The 20,932-nt window shown below is 47.3% G+C and carries 16 protein-coding genes and 2 tRNA genes; 12 read left to right on the top strand and 6 right to left on the bottom strand.

Annotation, left to right across the window (positions count from 1 at the left end; all coding sequences use genetic code 11):
- Positions 1-95 precede the first annotated feature (95 nt).
- From DXA74_RS01295 to DXA74_RS01285, 3 genes are all read left to right on the top strand, one after another.
- On the top strand, positions 96-704 hold the full coding sequence (locus DXA74_RS01295; protein WP_118525023.1) for a thymidine kinase: 609 nt from the start codon (positions 96-98) through the stop codon (positions 702-704).
- Positions 705-725: 21 nt separating this feature from the next.
- Complete coding sequence (locus DXA74_RS01290; protein WP_118525022.1) at positions 726-1,871, top strand: AI-2E family transporter; 1,146 nt, start codon at positions 726-728, stop codon at positions 1,869-1,871.
- A gap of 55 nt (positions 1,872-1,926) precedes the next feature.
- A tRNA-Lys gene (locus tag DXA74_RS01285) sits at positions 1,927-1,999 on the top strand.
- A 218-nt stretch (positions 2,000-2,217) separates the two neighbouring features.
- On the opposite strand, the gene DXA74_RS01280 is transcribed toward DXA74_RS01285, so the two are convergent.
- A complete protein-coding gene (locus tag DXA74_RS01280) occupies positions 2,218-3,423 on the bottom strand; it encodes a multidrug effflux MFS transporter (RefSeq protein ID WP_118525021.1) in 1,206 nt (401 codons plus the stop codon).
- Positions 3,424-3,572: 149 nt separating this feature from the next.
- Between DXA74_RS01280 and DXA74_RS01275 the strand changes: the two genes are divergently transcribed.
- The 7 genes from DXA74_RS01275 to rodA all read left to right on the top strand — a co-directional run bounded on the left by DXA74_RS01275 (position 3,573) and on the right by rodA (position 10,982).
- Positions 3,573-4,394 carry an AraC family transcriptional regulator gene (locus tag DXA74_RS01275; protein WP_118525128.1) on the top strand — a complete coding sequence of 274 codons (822 nt, stop codon included), beginning with the start codon at positions 3,573-3,575 and terminating at the stop codon, positions 4,392-4,394.
- A gap of 160 nt (positions 4,395-4,554) precedes the next feature.
- Positions 4,555-5,154 carry an IMP cyclohydrolase gene (locus DXA74_RS01270; RefSeq protein ID WP_118525020.1) on the top strand — a complete coding sequence of 200 codons (600 nt, stop codon included), beginning with the start codon at positions 4,555-4,557 and terminating at the stop codon, positions 5,152-5,154.
- A gap of 30 nt (positions 5,155-5,184) precedes the next feature.
- Positions 5,185-6,204 carry a rod shape-determining protein gene (locus tag DXA74_RS01265; protein ID WP_118525019.1) on the top strand — a complete coding sequence of 340 codons (1,020 nt, stop codon included), beginning with the start codon at positions 5,185-5,187 and terminating at the stop codon, positions 6,202-6,204.
- Positions 6,205-6,303: 99 nt separating this feature from the next.
- Positions 6,304-7,158, top strand: coding sequence for a rod shape-determining protein MreC (gene mreC / locus DXA74_RS01260; RefSeq protein ID WP_118525018.1), 855 nt, complete (start codon positions 6,304-6,306; stop codon positions 7,156-7,158).
- A gap of 4 nt (positions 7,159-7,162) precedes the next feature.
- On the top strand, positions 7,163-7,678 hold the full coding sequence (gene mreD, locus DXA74_RS01255) for a rod shape-determining protein MreD (protein ID WP_118525017.1): 516 nt from the start codon (positions 7,163-7,165) through the stop codon (positions 7,676-7,678).
- Positions 7,679-7,684: 6 nt separating this feature from the next.
- Positions 7,685-9,532: a penicillin-binding protein 2 gene (gene mrdA, locus DXA74_RS01250; protein WP_118525016.1), complete on the top strand. Its 1,848-nt coding sequence runs from the start codon at positions 7,685-7,687 to the stop codon at positions 9,530-9,532.
- Positions 9,513-10,982: a rod shape-determining protein RodA gene (gene rodA / locus DXA74_RS01245; protein WP_118525015.1), complete on the top strand. Its 1,470-nt coding sequence runs from the start codon at positions 9,513-9,515 to the stop codon at positions 10,980-10,982. The genes mrdA and rodA overlap by 20 nt, the downstream gene beginning before the upstream one ends.
- On the opposite strand, the gene DXA74_RS01240 is transcribed toward rodA, so the two are convergent.
- Genes DXA74_RS01240 through metF form a run of 4 tightly spaced genes read right to left on the bottom strand, consistent with a single transcriptional unit; the run spans position 10,979 to position 14,952 of the window.
- Positions 10,979-11,467, bottom strand: a complete 489-nt coding sequence (locus tag DXA74_RS01240; protein WP_118525014.1) for a gliding motility lipoprotein GldH — start codon at positions 11,465-11,467, stop codon at positions 10,979-10,981. The genes rodA and DXA74_RS01240 overlap by 4 nt on opposite strands.
- Positions 11,451-12,833, bottom strand: a complete 1,383-nt coding sequence (locus DXA74_RS01235; RefSeq protein WP_118525127.1) for a regulatory iron-sulfur-containing complex subunit RicT — start codon at positions 12,831-12,833, stop codon at positions 11,451-11,453. The genes DXA74_RS01240 and DXA74_RS01235 overlap by 17 nt, the downstream gene beginning before the upstream one ends.
- A gap of 27 nt (positions 12,834-12,860) precedes the next feature.
- Entirely contained in the window at positions 12,861-13,985 is a 1,125-nt protein-coding gene (locus tag DXA74_RS01230; protein WP_118525126.1) for a DNA polymerase III subunit delta', read from the bottom strand.
- 13 nt (positions 13,986-13,998) lie between these two features.
- A complete protein-coding gene (gene metF, locus DXA74_RS01225) occupies positions 13,999-14,952 on the bottom strand; it encodes a methylenetetrahydrofolate reductase [NAD(P)H] (protein WP_118525013.1) in 954 nt (317 codons plus the stop codon).
- A 289-nt stretch (positions 14,953-15,241) separates the two neighbouring features.
- Here metF and DXA74_RS01220 point away from each other — a divergent pair, with 289 nt between their 5' ends.
- Positions 15,242-16,252: a site-specific integrase gene (locus DXA74_RS01220; RefSeq protein WP_118525012.1), complete on the top strand. Its 1,011-nt coding sequence runs from the start codon at positions 15,242-15,244 to the stop codon at positions 16,250-16,252.
- Positions 16,253-16,930: 678 nt separating this feature from the next.
- On the top strand, positions 16,931-19,939 hold the full coding sequence (locus DXA74_RS01210) for a hypothetical protein (protein ID WP_147400993.1): 3,009 nt from the start codon (positions 16,931-16,933) through the stop codon (positions 19,937-19,939).
- A 517-nt stretch (positions 19,940-20,456) separates the two neighbouring features.
- Here DXA74_RS01210 and DXA74_RS01205 read toward each other — a convergent pair.
- Positions 20,457-20,530 (bottom strand) — tRNA-Ala (locus DXA74_RS01205).
- Between the last annotated feature and the right edge of the window lie 402 nt (positions 20,531-20,932).

Below are 20,932 nucleotides of genomic sequence, written 5' to 3'. Positions count from 1 at the left end.
GTTTATCATTTCTACTTTCTTTCTCGTTTTTCTAAAAAGGAAATATTAATTTTGCATTTTTGTTCATCACTAAAAAACAAGATTCACAGCAAACAATGGAAACGAACGGAGAAAGAATAAGAAGAGGACGAATTGAAGTGATCTGCGGCTCCATGTTTTCGGGCAAAACGGAAGAACTGATCCGACGTCTGAAACGGGCCAAGTTTGCCCGCCAGAGCGTGGAAATCTTCAAACCGGCCATCGACACGCGCTATTCCGAAGCCGACGTGGTGTCGCACGAAGGAAATTCCATCCACTCCACACCGGTGGAATCGTCATACAGCATCCTGCTGCTCGGCTCCGACACCGAGGTTGTCGGCATTGACGAGGCACAGTTCTTTGACGACAATCTGGTACAGGTGTGCAACGAACTGGCCAATCAAGGCACCCGAGTTATTGTGGCCGGCCTGGACCTGGACTTTCTGGGCGTGCCGTTCGGACCGATTCCGGCTCTGTGTGCCATTGCCGACGATGTGACCAAGGTGCACGCCATTTGTGTGAAATGCGGCAACCAGGCCTATATTTCGCACCGCACCGTGAGCGACAACAAGCGTGTCTTGCTGGGCGAACAGCACGAATACGAACCGCTCTGCCGGGTATGCTATCTGGAATCCATCAAAAAGGATCAGGACAAAAAGCCCGACGACACACCTGCACAAGAATAAAATACACATATTATAATAGCCATGAGAAAAGAAATCACGTTTGACCGTTTTGTCCGCGGAGGATTGGGAATAGCCGGTACGGCACTGGCCATCTACATCCTCAATCTGCTGAGCGATGTGCTGCTCCCCTTTTTCATAGCGTGGGTATTTGCCTACATGCTCTATCCGCTGGTCAAATTCTTCCAGTATAAGCTCCGGCTGCGCAGCCGCGTGGTGAGCATCATCCTTTCGGGCATCGTCGTTCTGGCCGTGCTGACCGGCATTTTCTGGCTGGTCATTCCGCCAATCATTTCCGAAACCATCCGTTTCAAGGATGTCATTCTGGAATTCATTTCCGCCCGATGGGGCGACTCCGTCATCACGGAACAGGTCAAACTGTTTTTCCAGACTCATGTGGACCAGAACAGCATCTTGCAGCTGCTCCACGAAAAGAATATCATGGAAGCGGCCAAATCGGCAGTTAATCAGGCGCTCGACGTGGTGTATAAAACCGTGGACATTGTCTTCGGAATCATCGCTTCACTCATCACCCTGCTCTATATGTTCTTTATCCTGCTGGACTATGAAAAGCTGTCCAACGGCTGGATCAAGCTGGTGCCGAAAAAGAACCGGCGCTTTGCCGGACGCCTGGCACACGATGTGGAGCACGGCATGAATGCCTATTTCCGCGGTCAGGCTCTGGTGGCCTTTCTCGTAGGTATCCTGTTCAGCATCGGGTTCCTGATTATCGACTTCCCGATGGCCATCGGTCTGGGACTGTTCATCGGCCTGCTGAATCTGGTGCCTTACCTGCAAGTCATCGGATTCATTCCCACGATTCTGCTCGCGCTCATCAAAGCGGCCGACACGGGAGAGAACTTCTGGCTGATTCTGCTTCTGGCCTGCATCGTGTTCATCGTGGTGCAAACCATCCAGGACATGATTCTGGTGCCCAAAATTATGGGCAAGCTCATGGGGCTGAATCCGGCCATCATTCTGCTGTCCCTGTCTATCTGGGGCAGTCTGCTGGGCATCATCGGTCTGATCATCGCGCTGCCGCTCACCACATTGATACTGTCGTATTACAAACAATACATTGATTATAATGAGAAACAGTGGCAAAAACGTCACAGAAATCTCACCCTGAAAGCCGAAGAAGAAAAAAATTCGCAAAAAAGTGCAGAATAATTTGGAAGTTTCAAATATATGTTCTACCTTTGCACACGCAAACAGCAAATAGGATGATTCGCTAGCTCAGCAGGTAGAGCACAACACTTTTAATGTTGGGGTCTTGGGTTCGAACCCCAAGCGAATCACAGAAGAAAGGATCTCATTTTTGAGGTCCTTTTCTTTTTTATTCCCCTTTCATCCCTTTTTCTCCGCCCATCCCTCCCAAAGACATAAAAAAATGATCCTGATGAATTGTAAAAAACATCAGAATCATTTTATCAAATCATCGAAATAAAATTTTCGTGCGCCCAAGACGCCTTTTCCATTCTCCTGAAACAATCTTGAAAAGACGAACGATCCTGCGTCAGGCTTTTGTTGCATGCCCTCTCAGGATACCGCGTGAAAAGCGGGTTGTAGTGAGCAAGGTGCATCCCAGAGCAGCCGCACAACAGAGCACCATAATGAGACTGGTGGTCTGAAGCATATCGCCCAAGCCGGTCAACGGCGACAGCACTCCTCCGAACAGAAACATCAGAAAACCCAACACCGCCGAAGCATTACCGGAATTCGCACGCTCCAGATCGAGTGCCAGCATCGTACTGCTGGGCAGAATCAATCCCAAGAATATCATAAACACGAACAAGCAGCCCTCAACAATCATCACCGGTGCACCGGAAATCAGTACGGAGGCCACCAACAGGCTGATCAGCCCGAAGCCGACCACGCCCACACGCATGGCCTGCGTAGCGCTGCGGAAAAACGAAACCGTGAGGCTGCCCAGCATCACCGCCACGGCATTGGCACCGAAACACAGGCTGTAGGCCACCGGCGACAGACCGTAATGACTCTGGAAAATAAAAGGAGAGGCGGCAATATAAGTAAACATCACTCCCATGGCAAATGCCTGCACCAGCACGTAGCACATGAAGCGGCCATGCCCCAACACGGGCACATAACGCCGGAAGGCAACCCACACACTTCCCTCACGACGCGCAGCAAGCGGCAGTGACTCCTTGAAAAAGAGCAGAGTTACCAGCAATGCCAGTCCGATGACAAAGAGAATCCAGAAAATCCCCTTCCAGTTGGTCACCTCCAACAAAAAGCCACCCAACACGGGAGCGCAGATAGGCGCCAGTCCCTGCACGCTGCTCAGCATGGAGAAAAATCGGGTAAGCTCCTTGCCTTCATAAAGATCGGTAGCAATAGATTTGGAAATCACCAAGCCACCGGCACCGGCCAACCCCTGAATCAGACGGAAAAAGATAAACCAATAGATATCGGGGGCATACAGGCAACCTAATGTGGAAACAGAAAAAGTCACCAGCGACAACAGTAACGGAGATTTGCGACCATACTTGTCGCTCAGCGGACCAATCACAAGCTGCCCCACAGCCAGTCCCACCATACTGAAGGTAAGACTCAACTGCACCAACGAGGCGGTAGTATGAAAATATTCATTTAGTGACGGTAGCGCCGGAAGATAGAAGTCGGTCACAAACGGGCCGAATGCGGAGATGGCCCCAACCATAAGCAACAGATAAAGCTCGGAATTTCTTGTTTTTTCGTTCATATTCTTTTTACCCTTTTAATTCAGGTGCAAAGTTCCGAACTTTTTACGAATGGATTTCGCCCTATTCTCTGCCAGAAATGTCCTAATCGTGACTAACATGGTTTCCGGTTCCCCACAAAAGAGTATATTTGCAGCAAAATGTGATGATCATGAACACGAACTCCACACGATTCGGAATCACCGACTTCCATCCGGACTCTTTGCCCTTCGTGCAGGAAGGGCAAAACTGGCGCGCCCCCATCGGACGGGTGCATTTCCTGCTTGTGATGCAGGGAGAAGCACGCATGCTTATCGACGGTCACCAACAGACACTCACCGAGAACACGTTTCTGTTTCTCCTGCCCAACATGCTGCTCTGTCCCCAGACACACAGCAGCGATTTCCGGGCGCAGTGCCTGTTTTTCGACTTTGATTTCATGTCCGACTTCCCGCTCCTGCTCAAGGCTGAAATCTCACACAAAGTGGCTTATTCTCCGCTCATTACCCCCGACACACGCACCGCAAACCTGCTGCAGCGCTATTTCGAATTCATCGAAGAGCGCTACCGCGCGCCCGAAAACAACAATGAGATTATCAAGGGACTGCTCTTTGCGCTGATCATGGAGGTAAACCGGCTCTATATCCACCGGGAGACCAAGGTCAGAGTGTCGCGTCCGGACGAAATTACCGACCGGTTCTTTTATCTGCTCCACCGGCACTGCAAGGAAGAACACTATTCTGCCTTCTATGCCAGCAAACTCTGCATCTCCGACAAGCACCTGATGCGCACCATCCGGCAAAAAACAGGACAGACGTTCCACTTCTGGCTCTCGGACTTTCTGATGCGCGAAGCCAAAGTGCTGCTGAGGTCCACCGACATGAGTATTATGGAAATAGCCGAAATACTCCACTTTCCCAATTCGTCGTTTTTTGCCCGTTTTTTCCGCCGTCATCAGGGCGTTCCGCCCCTGCAGTTCCGCAAGAACAGATAGCCCGACGCACTCCGAAAACGGCAAAACCGACGGCCGCGGACAGCCCTTTCCGAAATTAAATATATTTTTCCTGTGATTTTCCGTATATTATAAGTATAGTGAATCAGAAAATTCGTATCTTTGCAGTTCAGAATCACAGTAATAGATAATAGAATACAGTATGGCAGAAACAAAGAAAATCAAGACAGCGTTAGTTTCAGTATTTCATAAGGACGGCCTGGACCAGATTCTGGCCGAACTGCATAAGGACGGAGTACAGTTCCTTTCAACAGGAGGAACCCAAAGTTTTATCGAAAGTCTGGGCTATCCGTGCCAGGCCGTTGAAGACCTGACCACCTATCCGTCAATCCTGGGCGGACGTGTAAAGACCCTGCACCCGAAAGTATTCGGAGGTATTCTGGGCCGCCGTGCACTGGAAGAAGACCAGGCACAGATGAAAAAATATGAAATTCCGGAAATCGACCTGGTTATCGTAGACTTGTATCCGTTTGAGGCAACCGTAGCCAGCGGCGCTTCAGCAGCCGACATCATCGAAAAGATCGACATAGGCGGTATCTCACTGATCCGTGCAGCAGCCAAGAACTTCAACGATGTAGTGATCATCCCGAGCAAGGCTGAATACAACGACTTCCTGAACATCCTGAAGGAAAACGGTGCACAGACCACACTGGCACAGCGCCAGATGTTCGCAACCCGCGCTTTCGGTGTGAGCAGCCACTACGACACTGCGATCCACGCATGGTTCGCCGACAACAAATAATCAAATAATAACAAACAGGAAATACTGATTATGGGATTTTTTTCATTTACTCAAGAAATCGCAATGGACTTGGGTACTGCCAATACGATCATTACCTGCGACGGGAAGATTGTGGTAGATGAGCCTTCAGTGGTGGCACTCGACCGCCGCTCAGACAAGATGATTGCCGTGGGCGAAAAGGCCAAGATGATGTATGAAAAGACACACGACAATATCCGCACCGTGCGCCCGCTGCGCGAAGGTGTGATTGCCGACTTCTACGCCTGCGAGCAGATGATGCGCGGCCTCATCAAGATGGTACATACCGGCAGCCGCTTCTTCTCTCCGTCATTGCGCATGGTCATCGGTGTGCCTTCCGGCTCTACCGAAGTGGAACTGCGCGCCGTGCGCGACTCTGCCGAGCATGCCGGCGGACGTGAGGTGTACCTCATTTACGAGCCTATGGCCGCTGCCATCGGTATCGGTATTGACGTGGAAGCTCCCCAGGGTAACATGATCGTGGATATAGGCGGCGGTTCTACAGAAATTGCCGTTATCTCTTTGGGTGGTATCGTCACCAACAACTCTATCCGTATTGCTGGCGACGACCTGACTGCCGACATTCAGGAATACATGAGCCGCCAGCACAATGTGAAGGTGAGTGAGCGTATGGCCGAACGAATCAAGATTCATGTAGGTGCCGCACTGACCGATCTGGGCGAAGAGGCTCCGGAAGACTACGTAGTATACGGTCCGAACCGTATCACCGCACTGCCAATGGAAGTGCCGGTGTGCTATCAGGAAATTGCACACTGCCTGGAGAAATCCATCGCACGCATCGAAACAGCCGTGCTGAACGCTCTGGAAAATACTCCGCCGGAACTGTATGCCGATATCGTGCACAACGGAATCTACCTGAGTGGTGGAGGTGCCCTGCTGCGCGGACTGGACAAGCGTTTGACAGACAAGATCAATATCCCATTCCACATTGCCGACGATCCGTTGCACAGTGTGGCTAAGGGTACCGGTATTGCCCTGAAGAACGTCAACAACTTTTCTTTCCTTATGTAAACACTAACGGAATAAGAATCATAATTGCGGGAAATGAAACCCGGCGAGGTTGTACCCGTCGCCTTTCATTTCCCGTTTTTATTTAATCAAACAAGAAACGTGCGTAAACTACTTGATTTTTTATCGAAATACAATTACTGGTTCGTCTTTATCCTGCTCGAGGCCATCAGTCTGTGCGCCCTGTTCCGTTTTAACGGCTATCAGGGCAGTGTGTGGTTTACTTCGGCCAATACCGTGGCCGGAAACATTATGGAAATCCACTCCAAGACTCTGTCTTATCTGGCATTAGGCGACAACAACCGGGCACTGACCGAACGCAATGTCGTGCTCGAACATCGCATAGCACAACTGGAACACGAACTCAAGAAACTCAGCACGCCTCCCACCTACACCCAACAGCGCACGGACTCTCTGCTGCGCTCCTATCAGTTGCTGGACGCCAACGTGGTGAACAACTCCGTGCTGCTACAAGACAATTACCTCACCATCAACAAGGGAGAAGCCGACGGAGTGCGCCCGGAAATGGGCGTGGTCTGTGGTACCGGTGTCGTGGGAATCGTATATATCACAGCCCCGCACTACTCCATTGTCATGCCGGTGCTCAACTCCAAATCAAACATCAGCTGCCGGCTGCGCAAAAGCGGCTACTTCGGCTATCTGAACTGGGACGGCGGCAGCCCGCTCTATGCCTGGATGAATGATGTGCCCCGCTATGCAAAAATCCAGACCGGCGACGTCATCGAAACCAGCGGTTTCTCATCCGTATTCCCGGAAGGACTGTTCATCGGAAAAGTCAATCAGGTGAGAAACTCCAAAGACGGACTGTCTTATCGCATCAAGGTACACTTGGGTACCGACTTCGCCCGTCTGCGCGATGTATGCGTCATCATGTCTCCGGATCAGGATGAGCTGAACGCACTCGACGGACAATTAAAAGAAAAATCAAGGAAATGATATCATGGTATTAGTTTGGTTTTATAAGATATTATGGATGATTGCCCTCTGGGCCATACAGGTTCTGGTGTTTAACCAGATTCATATCCTGGGGTGCATCACACCCCTCATCAGCGTTTATTTCCTGCTGCTGTTCCCCAAAAACACTTCCCGCAGCGTACTGCTGCTTTGGGGCTTCATCGCCGGAATCCTGATTGACGTGTTTTCAGGAACCCCGGGTGTGGTTTCGGCTTCCATGACTCTGGCAGCCTTTTTCCTGCCCCCCTTACTGAAACTGCTGGTATCCAAGGATGCTCCCGAGGATCTGGTTCCCTCAATCCGCTCCATGGGTAAATGGAAATTCTTCCAGCTGCTGTTCCTGCTCACTCTGCTGCACCACGTCACCTTCTTCCTGCTGGAAGCATTCTCTTTCTTCAATTGGGAGGTTCTGCTCATCAGTATGGGCGGAAGCATTGCCCTGTCGCTGCTCCTGATGATGACTTTGGAATTTGCACGCAACCCTAAAAAGCAGAAAAACTAGGCATCTATGGGAAAATACGATTTTGAGAACCGCAAATATGTCATTGGCGGTGCCGCAGTATTCATTGTCATTGTTTTCCTCATACGACTGTTTACACTGCAACTGATGAGCGACGACTATAAAAAGAACGCCGACTCCAATGCTTTTCTGAAACGAATCAAATATCCGTCGAGAGGAATCATCACCGACCGTAACGGCAAGCTGCTGGTCTACAACCAGCCGGCCTATGACATTATGGTGGTGATGCGCGAACAAATCGGCGTGGATACGGCCGACTTATGCCAAAGTCTGGGCATCACTCCGGAATTCTACGTGAAACGCATGGAAGAAATCAAGGACCGCAGACGCAACCCCGGTTATTCCAGCTACACGCAACAGCTGTTCATGAGCCAGCTCTCGGCCGAGGAATTCAGTGTATTCCGCGAAAAGCTGTTCCGTTTTCCGGGATTCTACATCCAGAAAAGAGCCATCCGCCAGTATCAGTACTCCAATGCCGCACACGTTTTGGGCGATGTGGGCGAGGTGTCTGCGGCCGACATCGAAAAGGACGATTACTATCAGAGCGGTGACTACATCGGAAAACTGGGTGTAGAGCGCTACTACGAAGAACAGCTGCGCGGTGAGAAAGGTATCGAAATTCTGCTGCGCGACGCGCACGGCCGCATCCAAGGAAAATACATGGATGGCAAATTCGACAAGGATCCGGTTCCGGGAAAAGACCTTACTCTGGGACTCGACCTGAAGCTTCAGGCCTTGGGCGAACGCCTGATGCAAGGCAAGCTAGGCAGTATCGTTGCCATCGAGCCTTCCACCGGCGAGATTCTGTGCATGGTGTCTTCCCCGACCTACGACCCGCACCTGATGGTGGGACGTATGCGCGGAAAGAACCATCAGACACTCAGCAAGGATTTGATGAAACCTTTGCTCAACCGAGCCATTATGGGTGTATACCCTCCCGGTTCAACCTTTAAGCCGACTCAGGCACTGACTTTCCTGCAGGAAGGAATCATCACGCCGCAAACGGCGTTCTCCTGCCCGCACGGATTTCATTACCGTGGCCTGAAGGTAGGCTGCCACGGCCATGCCTCCCCCATCAATCTGGTACCGGCACTCGGAACGTCCTGCAATGGTTATTTCTGCTGGGGACTGTTCTACATGTTCGGAAACCGCACGAAATATAAGAATGTGCAGGAAGCGATGACCCGTTGGAAAGACTATATGGTGTCTATGGGATTCGGATATAAACTGGGTGTGGACCTGCCGGGCGAGAAGCGTGGTCTTATCCCGAATGCACAGTTCTACGACAAAGCTTATCGCGGATCGTGGAACGGACTGACCGTTATCAGTATCTCCATCGGACAGGGTGAGGTCAACGCCACTCCGTTGCAGATAGCCAATCTGGCAGCCACCATTGCCAACCGGGGCTATTACTATGTGCCTCATGTAGTGAAGAGCATTAAAGGCGGTTCTTTGGACACGCTCTACAGCCGCAAGCATTACACCATGACCGACTCCAAATACTATAATTATATTGTAGCCGGCATGCGACGCGCAGTAGTTGGCGGTACCTGTCGCGCGGCAAACAGCCCGTATTACGAGGTTTGCGGTAAAACGGGTACGGCACAGAACCGCGGACATGACCACTCGGCCTTCATGGGATTTGCCCCGATGAACAACCCGAAAATCGCCATTGCCGTGTATGTGGAAAATGGTGGATGGGGAGCCGACTACGGTGTGCCGCTCGGTGCCCTGATGATGGAACAATACATAATGGGAAAACTCTCTCCTGAAAGCGAGAAAAAAGCAGAAGAGTTTCAAAATAGAAGAATCAATTATGGTAACGAATCGAGATAATAAAAGTATATGGGCTTCGGTAGACTGGGTGACCATTCTGCTGTATGTGGCTCTCATGGCCTTCGGATGGGTCAGTATCTGCGGAGCGAGCTATGACTTCAGCCAGGGAGGAAACTTCTTCTCATTCGACTCACGTTCGGGCATGCAGATTGTGTGGATCGGCACCTCTCTTGTGCTGGGCAGCATCATTCTGTTGCTCAACGACCGGATTTACGACACCTTTTCTTATGTGATCTATGCCCTGTTGCTGGTACTGCTGTTCATCACGCCCTTTCTGGCGCGCGACATCAAAGGTTCGCATTCGTGGATTAAAATCGGACCGTTCAGCTTGCAGTCTGCCGAATTTGCCAAGTTCGCCACGGCGCTAGCCGTGGCCAAGTTCATGTCTTCGTATGGGTATAACATAGCCCGCTGGCGTGACTTCGCCATGACACTGGCCCTGATATTCGTCCCCATGCTGCTCATCATCGCGCAGCGCGAAACCGGTTCGGCACTGGTTTATTTTGCTTTCTTCCTGATGCTTTACCGGGAAGGAATGCCAGGCTCTATCCTGTTTGCCGGCATCTCGGCGGTGGTCTACTTTGTGGTTGGCGTACGCTTTGACGCGGATCCGCTATGGTTCACTCCAACAAGTATCGGAGAATTTTCGGTGATGCTGCTCATCATGGTCTTCACTTTAAGCATGATCCGTATCTATTGCGGCAAGTCCAAGATGCTGACCCACCTGATTTACTGGACAGCCGGCATCAATGTCGTGGCACTGGCTTTTGCATTCTATGTCATCCCCTTCGATGTGGTATGGGTGCAACTGCCGCTATGCATCGGACTGGGACTCTATCTGATCTATGTATCCGTCACAGCCCGTGTGAAGAAATATTTCTATATTGCGGTATTTGCATTGGGCTCCCTGGCTTTCTTCTACTCAGTGGACTTCGTACTGAACAACGTGCTTGAAGCACATCAGCAGATTCGTATTAAAGTATTGCTGGGACTGGAAGACGACCCCACAGGAGCCGGATACAATGTGAACCAGGCAAAAATCGCCATCGGTTCGGGCGGTCTGAAAGGAAAAGGCTTTCTGAACGGTACACAAACCAAACTGAAATATGTACCGGAACAGGATACAGACTTTATATTCTGTACGGTGGGTGAAGAAGAAGGTTTTGTAGGTTCGGCAGCGGTATTGCTGCTGTTTCTCACATTGATTCTAAGGCTGATTCATCTGGCAGAGCGACAGCCCTACCGGTTCGGACGGGTATATGGTTATTGTGTGCTGAGTGTTTTTCTGTTCCACTTGTTCATTAATGTGGGAATGGTGCTTGGACTGACGCCCGTAATCGGTATCCCACTGCCATTCTTCAGCTATGGCGGTTCCTCCCTGTGGGGATTCACCATTCTGCTGTTCATATTTCTACGCATCGACGCTTCGCGAAATCTGGCTCAACGCTAAGGAGCCGGAACTGCCTGGATTTGAAGGCCCACCTGGCCCACTCCGGGCACCTCCTCGCGGCGCAGGATATGAAAGACTTTAACGGTACCGGTCTGCCCGGCCTGATAAGTGTGCTCCGGCAAAGGACATTCTGACAAAAACAGTCCGATACCGTTTTTATCCAAGTCGGAACACGGCACAATCTCACAGCAAACAGTATCTAAAAAGACGGTATCAGGCTGATGTAACGTCTGGCAGACCCCAATCCAGATTTTCTGATAAGGGTAACAGGCATTGGTACGCACACCGACCTTTCCCTGATAGACGCCCGCCTGCGTTACTTCCGGCAGGCTGAAAAGCAACGTATCAGTCTTATTCCATCCGTCAAAAGATACGGGGCGGTATTCATATACCAAGGTAGACGGCTCATTGCAGCAACTGCCTGCTCCCACAAGGGAAGCAAGCAGTGCGCAAAAACCAGTCAATATGTTAAGCGTCTTTTTCATTGTTCTTTTTGCTATCGGCCTCTCCGGCTGTATTTTTTCCTTCTGGAGCCTGATTTCTGTTCCGGTTATCCCGGTTCTTCCTTACTTTCTTGTTTTCTCCAGGCTCGCGGTTTTCTTTCTGTGCCGGACGGTTACGCTTTCTTTGTTCGCGGTTATTTCTGTTCTCTGCATTCCCGGCATTCTCCGGAGCTCCCTGCTGAGGTTTGTTCATCTCGGCATTCTTCTCACCCTGCGGTTTGCCAGTCTTCTGATTCTCCGGTGCGGCATTACGTTTTCCACCGTCCTTGCGGTTGCGATTTTTCTTCTTTCTCTTATCAAAGCGAGTCAGGCTCTCTTGTTCTACCAGATCCACAGTTCTTGGCGACAGACCGTCGTTTCCTTCGGTAAGCGTATCCGGCTTTTCTCCCTTGCGGTTCATCGAAATCACGGCAAAAGCGCGTTTGGCATGAATGGTTACCAGATTGGCTGCCAAATTCTTGTCGGTAGAATAAGTAATCATGCCCGAAAGAATATCTGCCTTGAAGAAGAAATATTCTCCAGCCTGTGTGAGCAATGAAATCTCGCGGCTCGGCAATCGTTTTCCGGCTTCCACATAAGCATCCACTTCGTAGTTCATGCAACATTTCAACTTGGCACACTGTCCGGCCAGTTTCTGGGGATTCAGCGAAATATCCTGGTAACGGGCTGCACTAGTTGACACGGAAACAAAATTCTTCATCCAGGTGGCACAACACAATTCGCGGCCACAAGGACCGATACCGCCGATGCGTCCGGCTTCCTGACGCGCTCCAATCTGTTTCATCTCAATACGTACCTTGAAAGCTTCGGCCAGCACCTTGATCAACTGACGAAAGTCCACACGACCGTCGGCTATGTAATAAAAGATAGCCTTATTTCCGTCGCCCTGATACTCCACATCGCCGATTTTCATCTCCAGTCCCAGTTTCTTGGCAATCTGACGGGAACGGATCATCGTATCGTGCTCCTTGGCCTTGGCCTCTTCATACTTCTCCATATCGACGGGCTTGGCCTTACGGTAAATACGCTTGATGTCCTGTTCCGATTTCAGATTCGCCTTCTTGATCTGAAGAGGAACCAGTCTTCCGGTAAGAGTCACCACTCCGATATCGTGTCCCGGAGAAGCCTCAACGGCCACAATATCTCCTTTTTCCAGCGGCAACTGGTTAGTGTTGCGATAATATCCTTTGCGCGTGTTCTTGAACTGCACTTCCACAAGATCAGTCGCTTCGCTATTACCGGGGATATCCGCCAGATAATCGTATGTATTAAGCTGTTTGTCCTGTCGTCCGCACCCTTTGGCACAAAGTCCGCGACAGCAGCCGTTCATTTTAAAGTCTTGATCCATCATATCATAAGGATTAGATATATTAATTTATTGAATAAGAAGGACAATCATCTTCAGGGCAAAATCAAAGAAAACGAACTTGGGATTTCCGTTTTGTTCGATATCTCTTTGCGCCAGACTCAGTTCGTCCATTATATGAATCACATTCCGCTCATTGATGAAACGGGCAAAATTTCTGGAAAAGTTTTCCTCCTCCATCGTCTCATAATTCAAGTCAGGTTGCCGGAAGTTGTAGATAAAGTTCTCCCGAATCAGTTTCTGCGAATAGGCCAGAAAATTCTTCTGTTTTTCCCGTCCCAGCGCAGCAATCTGCTCACTCCATTTCTTCAGGTCCTTGATCTTGCGCTGATAGCTCAGACGCATCAGAATGACAAACAGATCAAAGAACAGATTCTGATCGGCATTGCTGCGCAGCAACTGTTGGGCGGCAATCAGGTTGCCGTTGGCAGTATGAGCCACACGTCGCGCCGTATCACTGTCGCAGGCATTTCGCTGTATCAGTGCACCGGCTATTTCGTCCTCAGACAAGCCTTTCATGCCGATACACTGCGCCCGACTGACAATCGTAGGCAACACAGCCTCCAAACGTTCACTTATCAACAAGAAATGTGTTTCGGCCGGCGGTTCCTCCAGAAGTTTCAGCAGTTTATTGGCACATTCCAGATTCATTTTCTCCGGCAGCCAGATAATCATGACTTTCTTTCCACCCTGATTGGATTTCAAACTCAGCTTTTTCTGTATGGCATCGCTCTCGGCAGAATAAATCATCGCCTGCTGATTGCCAGCCTGCATATCCTCCAGCCATTCATCCAGACCGAAATAGACGTTCTCGCCCAACTGTTTTCTCCACTCCGGCAAATAGACATCAGACACGGAATGCGCCGCATCCTTATACTTAACAACCGGGAAAACGAAATGGAGGTCGGGATGCGCCCATCGGGCTGTCATCCGGCAACTGTTACACGCACTACAAGGTTCACCGTCATGAGGCTGGCTGCACAACAGATAACGGGCAAAGGCCAAGGCGACCGGCAGTTTTCCACATCCTTCCGGTCCATAAAAAAGCAAGGCATGCGCCACACGCCCTTCATCGGCCTCACGACGCAGCCGGTCTTTAATCTCGTCTTGTCCTACAACCTCCTTGAATAACATCATCAGTCAGTAATTAATAAATTTGGCGGGCAATCTCACGAATACTGTCCACTGCCGATACGGTATAGAAATGAATGCTGGGCACGCCGTGTGCCATCAGTTCCTTACACTGCTGCACAGCCCATTCAATACCCACCTGCTTCACTTCCTCGTCCGACTTACACTTTTGGATTTCTGAAGACAACGCCAGCGGCAAATCGCAATGGAAGGTCTTCGGAACCATCGTCAGCTGCGACAGTTTGGCCAGCGGCTTGATGCCCGGAATAATCGGAATATTGATGCCGATGGCGCGTGCACGCTCCACAAAGGAGAAATACTTCTCGTTGTCATAATACAACTGAGTCACGGCATATCGGGCACCCAAATCGGCTTTCAGTTTCAGCATCTGCAAATCTGTCTCCAGATTCGGCGCTTCCTCATGCTTCTCTGGATAGCAGGCCACACCGTAAGAGAAAGGCACTCCCGGCACCTTAATGGGGGTATCATCTACAAAAAAGCCCTCATTAAAACGGTTAATCTGACCAATCAACTCTGTAGCATGGGAATAGCCTCCAGGAGTCGGTTTGAAAGAAGCGTCTTCCTTGGCCTTGTCGCCACGAAGCACCAGCAAGTCACTGATTCCCAGAAACTGCAGGTCGAGCAGCATATATTCAATATCTTCCTTGGAGAATCCGCTACAAAGAATATGAGGAACCACATGCAGGTTATATTTGTTTTGAATGGCTGCAGCCACGGCAATCGTTCCGGGACGGCGACGCAGGCGCGCCCGCTGCATGAGTCCGTTACCGGCATCCTTATACACGTATTCACTACGATGGGTGGTAATATTCACATATTTGGGATCGAATTCCTTCAATTGCTCAATGGTACGGAAAAGTGCATCAATACCTGTACCTTTAAGCGGTGGCAAGACTTCGAAAGAAAATGCTGTACTTTTAGTACTGTTGATCAGATCTATGACGTTCATCTGCTATTCTATAATCAATGAATAATATTCCAATATCGTACAAAGATACAAAAAAAAATAGATTATGTTCTTTCCGCTTCACAAAAGATAAAAGTTGAAAGATTTCAGAACCAAAATATAAAATCGTTTTGAGCACCAAATCTGAAAAAAGAATATCTTTATTCAACAAAACAAAATCTGAAAACAAATCACCACCTTAATCGTAAATTTGCTCCGGACAATCCTCTGTTGCCCGATATCACTTCAAATACAATCTTATAAATTATCACATTAAAAACTAGCACAGCCTATGGATTTTATTGTTTTCATGGAAAAGGAAATCTTAAACAAGAAAAGGCAAGGGAAAATCAAGACCGCCAAGAACTATCAGGCTGCCCGAAACACTCTGGTGCAGTTTCTGGCAGAAAAAAGAAGCACGACCGTTCTTGAGCTGGAAACTTTTGATGCTCATCTGGTGAAGGCGTTTGAAAATTACTTGCTTTCCAAAAAGATCTGCAAGAACAGCACCTCCTTTTATATGCGCATACTGCGAGCGGTATATAACAGAGCCATTTCGGCATCCGGCATTCCCTCCCGCCAACCTTTCGGAACGGTCTATACGGGAATAGCCAAAACCGTAAAAAGAGCGGTAAACATTCAGATTGTGCAGCAAATCATGAAATTTACGCCAACAACTCCCTCCATGGAGTTTGCCAAGGATGCCTTTCTCTTCTGTTTCTTTTCATGCGGCATGCCGTTTATCGACATGGCCAAGCTCACGGCAAAGAACATTCAGGACGGGCGTATCACCTACACCCGAAGCAAAACCAACCAGCAATTATCCATCAAAATAGAACCGGTCATGGAGCGCATCATCCACAAGTATTACAATGGCAAACGCGAGTATCTCTTTCCGATTCTGAAAGACCCCAAAAACCATCATGCAGACTATCATCGGGCACTACGGCTGTATAACCAGAACCTAAACAAGATCAGCCAGTCGTTAGGCAAAGGGGTTCACCTCACATCGTACGTACCTCGGCACAGTTGGGCCTCCATCGCACACGAGCAAAACATCTCCATGAACGTCATCAGCGAGTCATTGGGACACTGCAACGAAAGTACTACCTCCATTTACATCAAATCGCTGAGCACCAAGAACACAGACCAAGCCAATGAAAGAATCCTGAAGAAGGTATTATCAGGAGAACAGAAGAAGAAACAACAGAAAACAGAAACCTATCTGAATCTTGTTTTTTTCAGAAAGTTCTATGAATATCACGACAAAACAGCAAGAAAGACATTCACATATTCTTTCTAAAGCAATCCGGAAAACGACAAAACCAAGACACAAACAAAAGAAAGATCTGCAAAAGAATAACTGATTGAAGTTCATTACCGAACTTTTTCCTTATTTACTTCTTATAAATCTGACTGACCAGATTGCATCTTTCTGACGGCAGGATTCCCTGTCGCCAAGAAGTGTACGCCCATACGGCAAGCAAGGATGCAGAGAATAGATATAATAAAAAAATGAAACAGATTCTTAACAGATAAAACAGTTTGCTTTCATTTTTCATGTTCTCTTTCTTTATAAGAAAGAGCATAATTCGATGCAAATATACATATTCTGTTTGATTCGACAAAAAAAAATGCATTTTTTTATTCCAAGCCCCTTTTCTGCGATTATAATCTGTAACCTATTCCTTATTATTATAAGCCCCCTCCTTTCATCCTTCTCAAGAAACCCCTTCTGCATTAGCATCCTATTACATATTTTTTATACTGAAAATCAACAAATTACACAAGCGCAAGAATAATCCTATGCGCATTTCTTATAAAGAGATTTCCAAAAAACTTAAACTAAAGCACTAAAAAACAAATACTTACAAAGAATAGAACATGGCAAAATCTTAAATGTTTTTGAAAACGATGCAACATTCCGATCATATTAACAACAAATTTTTAAATAACAGTTCTAATCAAAATTAATTAATTTATGAAAAAGAATTTCATTAAAGTGTCAGTCATCTGTGCGTTGACATTGGCTTCATCCACTGCAGTGGTAAGCTGTTCTGACTATGATGACGACATCAAAAATCACCAGGAACAGATCGACGCTCTGAAGAAGCAGCTGGATGCATCAAAGACCGAGATTACTGAGGGATTGAACACTGCCATTGAGGGATTGAAGGCAGAGATTACCGAGATTGCCGGAAGCAAGGCTGATGCAGCTTCTGTCAAGGCTTTGGAGCAGAAAGCAGCTGAATTGCAGCAGGCTTTGGATTCAAAGGCCAGCAACGAGCAGATTACCACATTGAGCGAAGAGGTTAAGGGCCTGATCAATGATGTAAATACAGAGTTGTCTGCCGCTATGGAAGAGACCAAGACTTCTTTGGAAGGCCAGATTTCTACTTTGCAGCAGAAGCAGGATGAATTGAACAAAAAGATCGAAGGACTGGATAATAGCGAGGAAATTGCAACCATTCAGTCTGAATTGGACAAAGTTACTTCTGACCTGGCCAAGGCTCAGAATGACTTGAAGACTATCCTCGACGCCAACTACGGAGAAAAGATCACCGATTTGCAACAACGTGTAACTAATCTGGAAGGCTTAAAGGCTGAACTTGAAAACTACACAGACGAAGCAATAAAGAATCTGAAACCTGAAATTACCGCTGAAATCCAGGCAGCAATCAACGGCGTTAAAGAATTGATTCCAGAAAATCTTGACAGCAGGCTGACAACTCTGGAAGAAAAGATTGCCAACTATGTTACTGCAAATGACTTGCAAGCTGAAGTTGACGCATTGGAATCTCTGATCAATACTAAAGAAGAAGGATTGAAGGCTTTAATCGACGGTAAGGTTAGCCAGGATCAGTTCAACGAGTTGCAAGCTGAAGTTAATGCACTGGAAGAGAAAATCGTATCTAGTGAAACTATAGATGAGAAAATCCAAACTGAAATCAAAGCACTGAGAGAAGACGTTAAAAAGCTTCTGGGCATTATGGTTCAGAGTATCATGTATGTACCTCAGTTCGATGGCAACTTACAGCCTACTCATGTAGCATTCAATACACTGTATGCTCAGCCAACTATTGGTGGAAACCCAGCAAAAGTTGCTGATAACGTAACTTCTAAGGTCCAATTCCGTGTTACTCCTGCTTCTGCAGCCGCATCCTTTAAAGATAATTACAAAATTACTTTTGAAGGAAAGTGGATTGGACAGACCCGTGCCGCACAGGAAAACTATCTGAATGCAGAATATGTTGCAGATGCCGACGCAGAAGCTAAAGGTATCGTGACTTTCAATGTATCTCGCAGTACAGTATTCTCTCCAGGACAAGCATACGCATTATGCGCACACATCGCTGCCATTAATGAAGAGGGAAAAACAGAAAATATGACTGATATCTCTTCTGACTTCTTCGTTGCCAGCCACAGCGACATTACCGTAAAGACCATTGAAGTAGTTGCCCCAAATTTCAATAATGCAAAAACTGTTGCATGGAATGACACAAAAACAAGTTTCACTCCAGGAACTGTTACGCTGAAAGGCACAAAGCTAGACAACACTACCATCAATGACCTTGCAGCCATCTTTGGAGCTGATAAATTTACTGTAAAATATGCATTGACAGATGTCACAACAAATGGCGCCAATGCATTCCAGATCAACGAAAACACCGGTGAAGTCAAAGTCAAGAGTGCATCAAGTAGCGCCATTAACAGCAAAGCTGGTGTCAAGGCAACAGTAACAGCAGCAGGTGTATCTTACAACACGCAGTTCAACAACGCATCATTTGAGATCATTAAGGACATTAAGACCTATAAAGAGGATATTGATGTAAACTGGTTGACCATTGCTACACAAAACATCACTGTCGACCTGCTTGACGCAACCCACAAAACTAAGATTGCGGATGCCTTTGGCATCAGTACAAGCGACTGGGCGAACATTGTAAGCACAGCTCAAATAACTGATGATCTCGGCACTGTTAGCGGCATAAGTTTGAATAAGACTGGAGGAAACTTGTCATTGACTATTGCTCAACTGACGCACGTCGCTGCTGACAAGGTTGTAACAATCACTCTTAAGGACAATACTAGTGGAACAACCCAATCATCAAGCGAATACGAAATCAAGCTGACAATTAAGGCAACCAAATATGTTGACGATAAGCTCAATCTTACAAAACAGGATGCTGTATGGGACAATAACAAGGTAACTCTGACTCCGACATTCACAATGAATAATGGTAAGGTAAATGCCATGAATTTGAATGTAGATGTAACTTCTATCTACAAGAATTTCGCTGCTGACATTGCGAACATCCACAGCAATTACGCTCACGTCACGATTGTCGCTCCAACAAATAGCGTACCAGGTGTTACTGCAGCCAACTACAACAGCCTAACTGCACCACAAAACAAGACCATGACTATCAATCAGGCAAATTACAGTGGCGGTGCAACAATCCAGGCCCAGACAAAATTTGTTTATGAGAATGGTCGAGTTGTAGACAGTAAGACTCAGAACTTCACATTTGGCGTACAACAGCTGTCTGGTACTTTCGTGAACAATGCTCCTGCAGAAGTTAAGTTCAGCACAAAGAATGAAAGCAAACAGCTGACAGGCTTGAGCTGGAAAGACTATCTGAACAGAGCTATATGGGTAGATGGTAAGAAGCAGATTTACAATGCACAATCTATGCCAAACGCAGCATTTGAAGTGGACCCATTTAGCAACAATATCTATGCAATGACAAATTGCGTTCCTGTATACTCTATCGAGCAGTCTAATGACTACCTGAAAGTTGATCCAAACACAGGTGTTATCACACTGACTCAGAGCGGTAAGGACAAAGTATTTACCGGAAATTACACTGCAAAATTGATTGTAACCATCAATCAGCCACGTTGGGGCGCTATCAATGGATTAGGTACAGCAACAAATGGTCAGTATAAACTGACATTCAACGTTGTCATCCCAGCAGGAATTCAGTAAAGACTACAGTAATGGCAAAACAGTATAAGCAAAACAGTATAAACCCCTAGCCTTACTGTATTATAGCAGATAGAGTGCGCCGTGAGGCGCACTCTATTGAAAACCAACAGAAGTGCCTGGGACATACCGGTTTGACATTACTGACTCACATTGAAAAGAAACTGTTCAGGGACACAATTTTCATCCCATCTCTCTGAAAGATAGATCTGTAAAATAGTAGGTATACTTAAAATTGTTTTTTTGGGTATTCAAGCAGACCCAGAGTCTGTTTGGTCTTGCTTTTTAGCAAGTATTTATCACGTTTCATTCAATTATTTACCCCGCCTCTGCCACAGACAGAGACGGGGTATTTTTTTCATCCCAATGAAATGAAAAGATCGCCCTGATGATTTATGGAAATCATCAGGGCGATTTTTTGTGCCAACAAAAACAAAAAAGCGTGTGAGCAAATGCTTTTGCATTCAGCAACACACGCTTTATATTTTTCAGCCCGGTTTCTTGTCCGGATCTAAGTTCGTGGAGCATGCGAGACTCGAACTCGCCACCTCTTGACTGCCAGTCAAACGCTCTAGCCAGATGAGCTAATGCCCCAAAAAGATATCCTTTTTCTTTGGACACCACAAAGGTACAAAAAAGCATTTAAACAGAAAAAGATTTTCTCTATTTTTTTCATTCCGATTCAAAAAAACATTCCGAGAAACATTTTGCACCGGCAAAAGAAGTACAGTTCTTCGGAAAACGCAAATTACTAAAATCTATTAAAAATAAATCCAATCATATCCTTTGCTGTTTTTCCGGTAAAGCATACCTCAAAAACAGTCTGCCACTCCTCACATTTCTCCCTCGAAAAACTTAATTGAGAAAAACCTTTTTCCACGCCATGAAAACCGCCATATTTCCGCTCATTTTTAGAAACTTATATTTTCAAAAAACATAAAAAATTATTATCTTTGCATAGAGATAAAAAGCAGATTTCTTCCTATAGAAAAGTCC

The organism is Bacteroides sp. OF04-15BH (assembly GCF_003477995.1).
Taxonomy (GTDB): Bacteria; Bacteroidota; Bacteroidia; order Bacteroidales; family Bacteroidaceae; genus Paraprevotella.
This window is presented reverse-complemented; position numbering and strand designations above follow the sequence as displayed.